The sequence below is a fragment of the Lentzea kentuckyensis genome (assembly GCF_002150765.1).
GTDB classification, from domain to species: Bacteria; Actinomycetota; Actinomycetes; order Mycobacteriales; family Pseudonocardiaceae; genus Lentzea; species Lentzea kentuckyensis.
This window is the reverse complement of sequence record NZ_MUYM01000256.1, coordinates 1-792: the sequence shown is the minus strand read 5'-3', so window position 1 is coordinate 792 and position 792 is coordinate 1. Positions and strand designations below refer to the sequence as shown.

Annotated in this window: 1 protein-coding gene and 1 pseudogene; both read right to left on the bottom strand. The window is 65.8% G+C overall.

The window, feature by feature from the left end; all coding sequences use genetic code 11:
- Positions 1-538, bottom strand: a 538-nt coding sequence (locus B0F77_RS48570) for a hypothetical protein (RefSeq protein ID WP_158103036.1), incomplete at its 3' end; no start/stop codon positions are given.
- 67 nt (positions 539-605) lie between these two features.
- Positions 606-792: pseudogene (locus B0F77_RS49555) on the bottom strand (aminotransferase class V-fold PLP-dependent enzyme); the annotation flags it as partial.

The window sequence follows — 792 nt, the reverse complement described above, 5'->3', positions numbered from 1 at the left end:
CGCTGACGGCCTTGTCCAGGACCAGGTCCTTGACGTTGCCGGTGCCGTCCTTCTGGGTCAGCTCACGCAGTGCCTTCGCGTCGGCCGCGGACTTCATCTTCACCACGGACACCGACGAGTACACAATGCGGCCGTCCGGCAACTTGGCCGTGTAGAACGCACGGGTCAACTGCAGGCACTGCGTGGTCTTGAGGAACGCCTGCGTCTGGCTCGTCGCGTGAGCCGCGCAGTCGCTGTCCTTCACCGGTTCGGGCAGCTGCGGCACGGTGGTGAACTCGAACTCCCCCGCGGTCTTCTGCGGCTGGGAGACCGGCTGACCGACCGGGTCCGAAGGTTGCAACACCCACCACACGAGCCCCGACACCACCGCGACGCCGACGAGGGCCAGCGCCTTTCCCACCCACATCGTCCGGCGCGGGGGCGGGGGCTGGACAGGCAGCTGCCCCTGGCGGTTCTCCATGATCGACTGCAGCTTCATCAGCTCGTCGGCCGGGTACAGCGGCGCGGTGTCGGTCGGCCTCGGTGGGAACTGAGGCATGTTCTGGGTCACCTCTTCAGGCGACTGGCGTGGTTCCGACACAAGGACCCACGGTAACGGACGGCGGTCAGCCAAGCGCTTTGAGCACCCGGTCAACGTCCTCGATCGTGTTGTACATGTGACACGCGAACCGCGTGCGACCTGCACGAACCGAGGAGACGACATCTGAAACGTGGGGTACGTCTACTGAAACGATGGCCGAACCGTTGGGCGTGAGCCCGAGGCCGGTCAGCAGTCGATCCGTCAGGTTCACG